Origin of the sequence: Nostoc sp. ChiVER01 (assembly GCF_034531155.1) — a bacterium.
Taxonomy (GTDB): Bacteria; Cyanobacteriota; Cyanobacteriia; order Cyanobacteriales; family Nostocaceae; genus Nostoc.
Genome location: NZ_JAVRBS010000013.1, coordinates 204,727 through 213,361, shown reverse-complemented (window position 1 = coordinate 213,361; position 8,635 = coordinate 204,727). Strand labels below are relative to the sequence as shown.

The following is an 8,635-nucleotide window of genomic DNA, read 5'->3' as shown; positions in this document are numbered from 1 at the left end:
ACTGCCCGAATTCAATAAACAACTGCCCGAATTCAATAAACGACTGCCCGAATTCAATAAACGACCGCCCGAATTCAATTAGTAGGAGCGGGTTTCCTCGTTCCTAGTTAAAAATCACTAATCAACCTCGCCTTACGGAGAAAGAATTGCAACACTGTTTCTTCACGAGAAATAATATCAACCCTACCCTCCATACCCAATTGAATGTGGCACTGGTTTTTCCCTTTACCTAAAACCAAAGTTTCTGGTTGAATTGTGACTTCATAGAAAGCACCGGGCGCAGTAGCTTTTGGACTAGTATTGCCATTCATCGATGCATTTGTGCCATTATTTTGAGGAGAGATTGCATCTGGAGAAATCGTCTGCACCTGACCATTGAGAGTACCATAATCTGGGTAAGGACAAGCACTTACACGCATTTGGACTTTTTGACCAATTTTTAACTTACTTTGATCTTCAGATCCTACTGCTGCTTTCAAAATTTGAGGCGCATCAGTGGGGACAATTTGCAATATTTCCTCACCAGCACGTACAGTTTGACCTGGGTTTCGCAGATTGAGTTGGGAAATAATACCATCGGCGGTAGCTGCGATCGCAGTTTGAGCTAAATCTATTTTGGCTTGTTTGAGTTCGCTAGTATCATGCTCTAACTGCTTTTCAATTTCAATCCGTTGGTTAACTAGGGTTTGGCGTTCTTTTTCTAATGTTGCTTTGTTACTTTCCCCTCCGGCTTTTTCTTGAGCAATTCGCTCAGTAGCAACAGTTACTTCTGCATTACTTGGATTTACGGCAACTTGGGCGCGTTGTCTTCTGGCAATCACAGCAGATACTGCTTGTTGTAACCGTTCAATTGTCTGTTTTTGCACCTCCACTGCTGCAAGTTGTGCCTTTACCGCTTGCTCTTGCTGTCTTGCAGATAATTGTGCTTCTTCCAATTGATCTTGAGATAGCGCCCCAAGGGCAGCCACACTCTCATATCGCTTCTGTTTTGACTGGGCTACACCCAAAGCAGCTTCAGCAGCATGGAGATTTGCTTGTGTTGTTTTTAACTGTGCTTCCCCAGCGTGCAATTCTTTTTCAGCAATTTTGACGTTGGCATCAGCTTCTTGAAGTTCGGAAACAGTGGTAAGATTTTTATCTTGATATTCCCGACGGCGACCACTCAATTCGGCTTTAGCGCCAGTAATAATCCGGTTAAGGCGGTCAGTTTCGGCTTGAATCTGGCTATTAAGGGAACTAATTTGGGCATTAATTTGCACTAGTTGTAACTTAGATTGTTGAATACTAGTTTGCAATTGGCTCTTTTTGGTTTGCAGACGGGAGTCATCGATAGTTGCGATCGCATCTCCTTTTTTGATAAATTGATTTTCTTTAATATAAATGTGCATAACCTGGCCTTCAGTCGCCGCTTGCACAATTCGCAATTCACCCGCCGGACGCACAACCGCCTGTCCTTGGACTGTAACCTTATACTTACAAATTGCAGCAAGTGGCACAGCTAATCCAAGAACGCAGAGAATAAACATTCCGCCCCATGTTGTCCAACGAGTAATTGGTGGGAGAAATTCGTTTGTTTGAATTGGAGGGAGAAAATTTGTATTGCTAACCATAATGTCTTACAAATTACGAATTATCTTAATTAACAGTGGCAGTCTTGCCATTATGATGAGCCGGAGAAGATATCAGCGCCAACCCATTATGAGAGGGAAAAATATCATCTAAGAAATCTAAATGTTCGCCAGGTAAAGAGCGCAATTCTTCTGGTGTACCTTGGATTTTTAAGCGTCCTTGTTCTAAAAATACAATTAAATCTGCTCTCTGGATAACCTTGGGACGGTGACTAATTAAAATAGTCGTTTGATTGTGACGATGAGATAAAAGTCTATCTAGTACTTGTCTTTCGCTTACTGGATCAAGTGCGCCTGTGGATTCATCTAAAATTAAGACTGGTGGCTGAGTAACTATGGCTCTGGCTATGGCTAATCTTTGGCGTTGTCCACCAGAAAGATTTGCTCCAAATTCTCCCAAAACAGTTTGATATTTATCAGGTAATTTGCTAATAAATTCATCTGCACCTGCAATTTGACAAGCTCTGACAATTTCTTCAAAACTAATATGGGGATAGCTAAACTGGAAGTTGTCAATAATCGAACGACTCCAAAAGTGGGGTTCTTGAGGAACTAATACCACTTGTTGACGTAGACATTCTAAGGATAGGTCTTGCTGATTATATAAACCATAACGAATATTGCCAGACTCGACTTTATATAAGCCAGTCAGCAATTTTGCCAGAGTACTTTTACCACAGCCAGATTTGCCAATTAAAGCAATAACTTTACCGCCAGGAATAGTTAAGGAAAAATCTTGTAAGAGATCAACTCTACCTGCATGATGAAAGTTAAGTTCAGTGCAAGTAATATCTGCATGACCAGGAATTTGTGCCCAAGGCTTTTTAAAATCATTTTCAGATTCTGGGGTAGCGTCAATCACTTCTGTCATCCGTTGAAGGACTATCTGGGCTGTGATAAACTCATCTACTAAGCCGATGGCAGCACCTAAGAAGCCGAGAAAGTTGCCACTCATGCCGTTATATGCCATTAATTGACCAATTGTTAAGGTACGATTAATGACTAAGTAGCTACCTATCCAAAGGATGCCAATACTGATGAAGGTGGAAAGAATGCCAGTAACTGTACTGCTATACAGCCCCAGTTTCATCATACTCCAGCCCAAGTTGGCAAGGCGACCATAATTCCCTTGGTATTCTGACCAAGCTTGGGGAGTGGCTTGGGTAGTTTTTAATACTTGAACGCCGCGAAATGTTTCTACCAAAAAGCCTTGGTTTTCTGTACCAGAAACAATTAAATTTCGGGTTTTCTGGCGCATCGCGGGTAAGAAAAGCAGGTTAACACCCGTGACAACTAGAAATGCAACTATGGAAGCGAGAGTTAGTTCCCAACTGTAAAAGAGCATCAAACCCAAGGAAATTACAGCAATAAAGAATTGACTGGGCAATCCCAAGACAATTTGGGAAACTAAGTTATTGATGGCTTTAACATCGGCAATGCGGCTAACAACTTCCCCACTGCGTCGTCCTTCAAAGTAAGATAGGGGTAAATGTAAGAGTTTGCGTCCGTATTCTAGAATTAGTCCTAATTGCAATTTTTGACCGAAGTGACCAATGAGGTGAGATTGGACTAAGCTAATGGCACTTCTAATTAAGTTCATGGCGATAACGCCAATGGCGACGGTGGTTAGTAGTTGGGTATCACCTCGTACTAAGACATCATCGGTGAGGAGTTGCATCATAAAAGGAGATGCCAAAGAAAGTAGTCCAATGGCGATGTTAATAGCGATCGCTTGGGCAAGAATAGAACGATAAGGCCAAACCCGTTGCAGATATCTTCCCAATCCGCCAATTTTATCTGATTCTTGTTGATAAAAACGACTGTCGTCTGGAGTTAGCAGTAACATTACGCCATTACCCCAACCCGCCATTAACTCTTGACGGGTAAGGTAACGGATACCAACACCAGGGTCGGCGATGACGTATTTTTTGGCTTTTTGCCCGTATAATACTACCCAGTGGTAGCCTTTCCAGTGGATAATTGCTGGTAGGGGAGCTTGATCCAGTTGGTCGATTAATTGGGGACTAGCTTTAACTTGGCGGGCGTTGAATCCTAGTACTTCTGCACCCCGTTTCAATCCCAGCAAGGATGTTCCTCTAGAACCAGTGCCTACGGCTTCTCGGACGCGGTTGAGAGTAAATGTGCGTCCGTAATGTTTGGCAATAGTTGCAAGACTTGCAGCACCGCAGTCTTCTTCGCTGTGTTGGAGGACTATTTGGTATTTCATCTTCTGGTATGATGATTGGCGAGAAAATACAATCGAGTCTTGTGACCCGATTGTATTAAGTGTTTAGTTTTTCCATTCAGACTTTTGACTGCTTGGGGTATAGTCAAAAGTAGTTGGTAAGAGCGATCGCTTGGCAATCCTTCAAGACGCACCGATTGCGATCGCTCAAAGATGTCCACCCTACTCTTTACTATTAGGTCTAACTTAGTAGAGACTCCTTAGGATGTCAGACAAGCAGTTCAGTTAGGCTTCGTAAAATTCATATCTTCTTCCTGGTGCTAGCTCCTGATTTATCTCTTGTATCCCTGGTAGCAGTAGACTAAGATCCCACTTTGCCATAGCTACTGGATCTCGACCTAGAAAATTTGAAACTTGTCCTGGGGCAATGGAAAGATTACCGCCAGCGTTAGGAGCATCAAACTTTAAGTCATAGGACAAATTGTAGCCAGTGCTATTTGTTATTTGAAGAACCGTCGGGTTGGCTATAGTCAGAGAAAGAGTTTGTAAACCTTGGGGAGGCACGGCAGCCCTAGCTGGGCCGACATCTCTAATTAAAACTGTAAACTGTCCTCCCTCAAGAATTGCTCCTTCTTCGGGAGTTAATTCGGTGAACAGTTGTTCTTGACTCACAACAGAAGAGTTAGAAGTAGAAGTGATGGTGTCGATATTTAACATAGTTTTTCTCCTTGTTTAATTAGGTTATGCAGAGAAAATGAAGTAAGTTTTAAAGCGTTGCATATTTGTGAGATGAATTTGTGGCTGTAACCATCGAAGTTTTGTTCTTGACGAAATCATCCAATGATTCAACTAGTCCCCAAAGAAAGCATCTTTTTTGTGATACTTACTAAATGAACTTCTCTGCATATCACTCTCTACGACGACTTTTAGTTTTTATGCACTTAGCTCGACTTTATCCATTTTTTTGCTTAAGCTGAGGTTGTAACCTTTGTGGGATAGTAGTTTTACTTTTTCGATTTCACCGAGAATTCAGTGACATGGAAAAAGTTTTTGCCAAAAAGCTAGGGTTTTTGCCGTATCAGGAGAACCAAGTTCTTAATTTGGGATAAAGTCGAGCTTAGATCGGAAATTTTTGGGAAAAATATTGCAAATCCTTATGCATAAAAAAATCGGGACACTTGCCCCGACGTTATATTATATTCAGCTTTTTAACCCAGATTTTTGAGTGGTTGCATCTTTAATCTGAACCGAGATAGGACAATCTAACCTCGAAAATTCAAATCAGTAAATCTGCTTCAAATTTACGCAACACTATAGAGTTGTATATCGTATGGATTGCCAACAGTGCTCGTGTTGTCTTTAAACTCATATACTCCTCCATCGGCCAAATTGTACGTTACGTAATCCTCATAGTCATTTCGACTGTCTTTGTCATATCTAATGATTCCTCCGCTAGTGGCAGTCCATATAGCATAACCATCATTAGGATTTGCGGCATACTGTGGTGCTGTTGTACCATCGACAGTGTAGGAGACATTGTATGGCGTTTTGTTTTTAACCGTAAACACCTCGGTAGCTCCGCCACTAATTGTTTCAGCAGCTTGTTCGTCAAGTTCTTCAATTAAACCAAAAGATTCTAGGCAGCTTTGATTAGTTAACATGGTTTTTCTCTCTTTGTTAATTAGGTGATGCAGAGATAATTAGGTAACTTTTAAGAAGTTGCATATTTGTGGGATAAATTTGCGGTTGCAATTATCGAAGTTTTGTTCTGTATTTGACGAACTTATTCAATGATTCCGCTAATCCCCAAAGAAAGCATCTTTTTAAATGAACTTCTCTGCATATCACTCTCTACGATGACTTTTAGTTTTTATGCACTTGGATGAAAAATTTTTGGAAAAATCTGTAAAATCCTTACGCAGCAAGGAATTAGCTTTTGGCTCTATGGCTGTATAATTGAAATCAGCTATGTTTCAAACAGTGGCAAGTATTCCATGCAACCCCGACAGGGCATTGTTGAAATCTTTTCTACCTTTGTGCAATTTGATGTAGACCAGTTTAGTGGTTGGGCAACAGATGCCAAACTGCGACGCAGTATGAAAGTTTGCCTGGAGTCGTCAACTGAGAAATCAGATACCTTTTGGGCGCTTTACTGGTATAGAGTTTGGCAGACTCAATCTAGTCCTGTGGCACTTGCACATATTTCTGCTTATCTACAAGAGGTGTGCTATTGGACTGCCAGAAAATTCGCCCTCAATTTTCCCACGCAGTCGTCTGTAGCAGATTATTTTCAGATGGCGATCGCTCATATTAACAAAATACTCAAAACTTTTAATCCTCAATACAGTTCGCATTTAAAAGCCTATGCAGAATTAACTTTTGAATCGATTATCAAAGATGCACTGCGCTTACACCGGGAAGCAGACATTTGCTCAGACTGGGCATTATTGCATAAACTCAGCCGCAAACGACTAGTGCAGTCATTACAAAATGCCGGATTTAACACTCAAAACATCGAAAGTTATGTTTTAGCCTGGGAATGCTTTAAGGAACTCTACACAGGTGACAATACAAAAATTCGTCAGCTTGCCAAACCAGATGCTCGGACTTGGGAGGCTATTAGTAATCTTTATAATGCAGAACGTTTAAGCCGATTGAGTTCACTCACTGCCGCCACCAATCAGCAAACTATAGAAGCATGGGTATTATCTGCTGCTAAGGCTGTCCGTACTTTCCTCTATCCTAAATTTGTTTCCGCAGACGCTCCCCTCAAAGAAGATGAGGGTAATTTATTAGATATATTACCTGTAGTGCAAACATCTTTACTAACGGAAATTATTGAGCAGGAAGAAGCTGTGAATATGCGATCGCAGCAAACTCAGTTAAACCAAGTTTTGTCCCAAGCGATCGCTGCACTCGATGCTGAGTCACAAAAAGTACTACAAGCTTACTACGTTCAACAACTAACTCAACAAGAAATTGCTGCCCAGTTAGAAATTAAGCAATATACTGTTTCCCGTCGCCTGAGCACCATTAAAAAGTCATTGCTCCTGACTCTCACGCAATGGAGTCAAAACACCTTGCATATTTCCCCTAAATCCGACGTAGTAGATGCCATAAACACAAGTTTAGAGGAATGGCTCAAAGTTCAATATAGCCATACCCAAATTCAATCAGTAGACAAGAAATAATTTTGTCTCTCCCCTCTCCCTTACATGGTCTTTATATGGAGCCATTCTAGAATTATTTATGTTGATCCCACCTGCCCCATTCACTATTGACTCGCAGCATTTATACTTGGAAATTACCCAATTTCCAGAGGCGCAAGAACAACCATACTCAACAGCTGGTGCTTGTCAACGTGGATGGATAAATCAAAAATGCTTGCAAGCATTTTTGCCTTGGTTCCAAGAGGAAATTGCTCCCACCGCCAGGGTTTATCCTAACAATGCGGTATTGCCGAGTTTTTGGGAAGTAGTCAATGGCACAGCTATTACTTTCGAGCGCGATCGCCTGGTATTAATTCCTACCCTGGCGATGGATGATGATGAGTTACGCGTACCTCAAGAATGGGTAGATATACCAGAGTGGGTTGCTGACTATTACATAGCAGTACAAGTCAATCCCGATGATGGCTGGATGAAGATTTTTGGCTACACAACCCATCAAATTCTGAAAACAAAAGGGGTTTATGATGCTGGCGATCGCACTTATAGTTTGGAAAAAGAAGATTTAATTCCAGATATTAATGTGCTGTGGGTTACACGCCAACTTAATCAGCTAGAAACCTTACGTGCTGAGATTGCACCAATAGATTCTATTAGCAAAACCCAGGCAGAAAACCTTTTAGAAAGATTGGGCGATCGCGATGTGAAATTCCCACGTTTAGCAGTTCCATTTTCACTCTGGGGTGCGCTTTTGGCACATAGCGGTTGGCGAAAAAAGTTGTATGAACTGCGTCAGGGTTTACTTATACAGCGATCGATTCCGCAATGGTTACAGACAGGAGTAGCCAATTTAGCTCAACAGTGGGGATGGGAAAAAAAAGAATTCGTTATGGTACCTGTGGGGATGCGGAGTGCAGAACCAATTCTAGGCTTGTCTCGGCAAATAATAATTGCAGAGCAAACATACGAGTTACGCATTTTCCCAAAAAGCGCTTCTGAGGATTATGTTTGGCGTTTTGAATTGCGAAGTACAACTCTTGATGGTCAAATTCCGGCTGGGTTTAAGCTTCGACTGTTAACGGAAGACTTACAAGCTTTTGAAAATAATCAAGATACAGCAATAACTCCTGTAGATATGTTGTATTTGGAAGTAATTTTGGAACTAGGAGAAGGATTAGTTTGGGAAATAGAACCCACACCTGAAGACTATGACCGAGAGATTTTGCGGTTTTAAGTTCTACCTTCAAAAATCTTCACGTTCAGCCTCTATTATTTACTCTTAAACTGAATTTCACTACACACAACAACCTATTTAGCAACCAAGATATATATAGCAGGGTGTAAGGGTACGGCAGTGCCCATAGGTGTTAATTTAACGTGAAACCCTTGTCAAGACGTGATATTGAGTTCATTTACTTATGGTTACTCACAGCGTCACCTCACCTTGGTGTCTAAAACCAAAACCGCCCCTCCCCGATGCCTTGGGGCTACGGTGTACACACAAGTCGAATTACCCCCCTCAATCCCCCCTTGTAAAGGGGGGAAGCCGGAAATCGAGTTCCCTCTTAAAGGGGCTGGTGAATTGTCGCTCACTAACTAACCTTGTAAAGGGGGGAAGCCGGAAATCGAGTTCCCTCTTAAAGGGGCTGGTGAAT

At 41.6% G+C, this 8,635-nt stretch carries 7 protein-coding genes; 2 read left to right on the top strand and 5 right to left on the bottom strand.

The window, feature by feature from the left end:
- Positions 1 to 107: 107 nt before the first annotated feature.
- The 5 genes from RMY00_RS18750 to RMY00_RS18730 form a co-directional block, all read right to left on the bottom strand.
- Positions 108 to 1,610, bottom strand: a complete 1,503-nt coding sequence (locus RMY00_RS18750; RefSeq protein WP_322648976.1) for an HlyD family efflux transporter periplasmic adaptor subunit — start codon at positions 1,608 to 1,610, stop codon at positions 108 to 110.
- Positions 1,611 to 1,635: 25 nt separating this feature from the next.
- Positions 1,636 to 3,855 carry a peptidase domain-containing ABC transporter gene (locus tag RMY00_RS18745; protein WP_322648975.1) on the bottom strand — a complete coding sequence of 740 codons (2,220 nt, stop codon included), beginning with the start codon at positions 3,853 to 3,855 and terminating at the stop codon, positions 1,636 to 1,638.
- Positions 3,852 to 4,034: a hypothetical protein gene (locus RMY00_RS18740; protein WP_322648974.1), complete on the bottom strand. Its 183-nt coding sequence runs from the start codon at positions 4,032 to 4,034 to the stop codon at positions 3,852 to 3,854. Before RMY00_RS18740 ends, RMY00_RS18745 begins: the two co-directional genes overlap by 4 nt.
- A gap of 64 nt (positions 4,035 to 4,098) precedes the next feature.
- Positions 4,099 to 4,530 carry a hypothetical protein gene (locus RMY00_RS18735; RefSeq protein WP_322648973.1) on the bottom strand — a complete coding sequence of 144 codons (432 nt, stop codon included), beginning with the start codon at positions 4,528 to 4,530 and terminating at the stop codon, positions 4,099 to 4,101.
- 584 nt (positions 4,531 to 5,114) lie between these two features.
- Positions 5,115 to 5,474 (bottom strand): hypothetical protein, encoded by a 360-nt coding sequence (locus RMY00_RS18730; protein WP_322648972.1) that lies wholly within the window; start codon positions 5,472 to 5,474, stop codon positions 5,115 to 5,117.
- 333 nt (positions 5,475 to 5,807) lie between these two features.
- Here RMY00_RS18730 and RMY00_RS18725 point away from each other — a divergent pair, with 333 nt between their 5' ends.
- Positions 5,808 to 7,004, top strand: a complete 1,197-nt coding sequence (locus tag RMY00_RS18725; RefSeq protein ID WP_322648971.1) for a sigma-70 family RNA polymerase sigma factor — start codon at positions 5,808 to 5,810, stop codon at positions 7,002 to 7,004.
- Between the two features lie 58 nt (positions 7,005 to 7,062).
- Positions 7,063 to 8,214: a DUF1822 family protein gene (locus RMY00_RS18720; RefSeq protein WP_322648970.1), complete on the top strand. Its 1,152-nt coding sequence runs from the start codon at positions 7,063 to 7,065 to the stop codon at positions 8,212 to 8,214.
- Positions 8,215 to 8,635 lie beyond the last annotated feature (421 nt).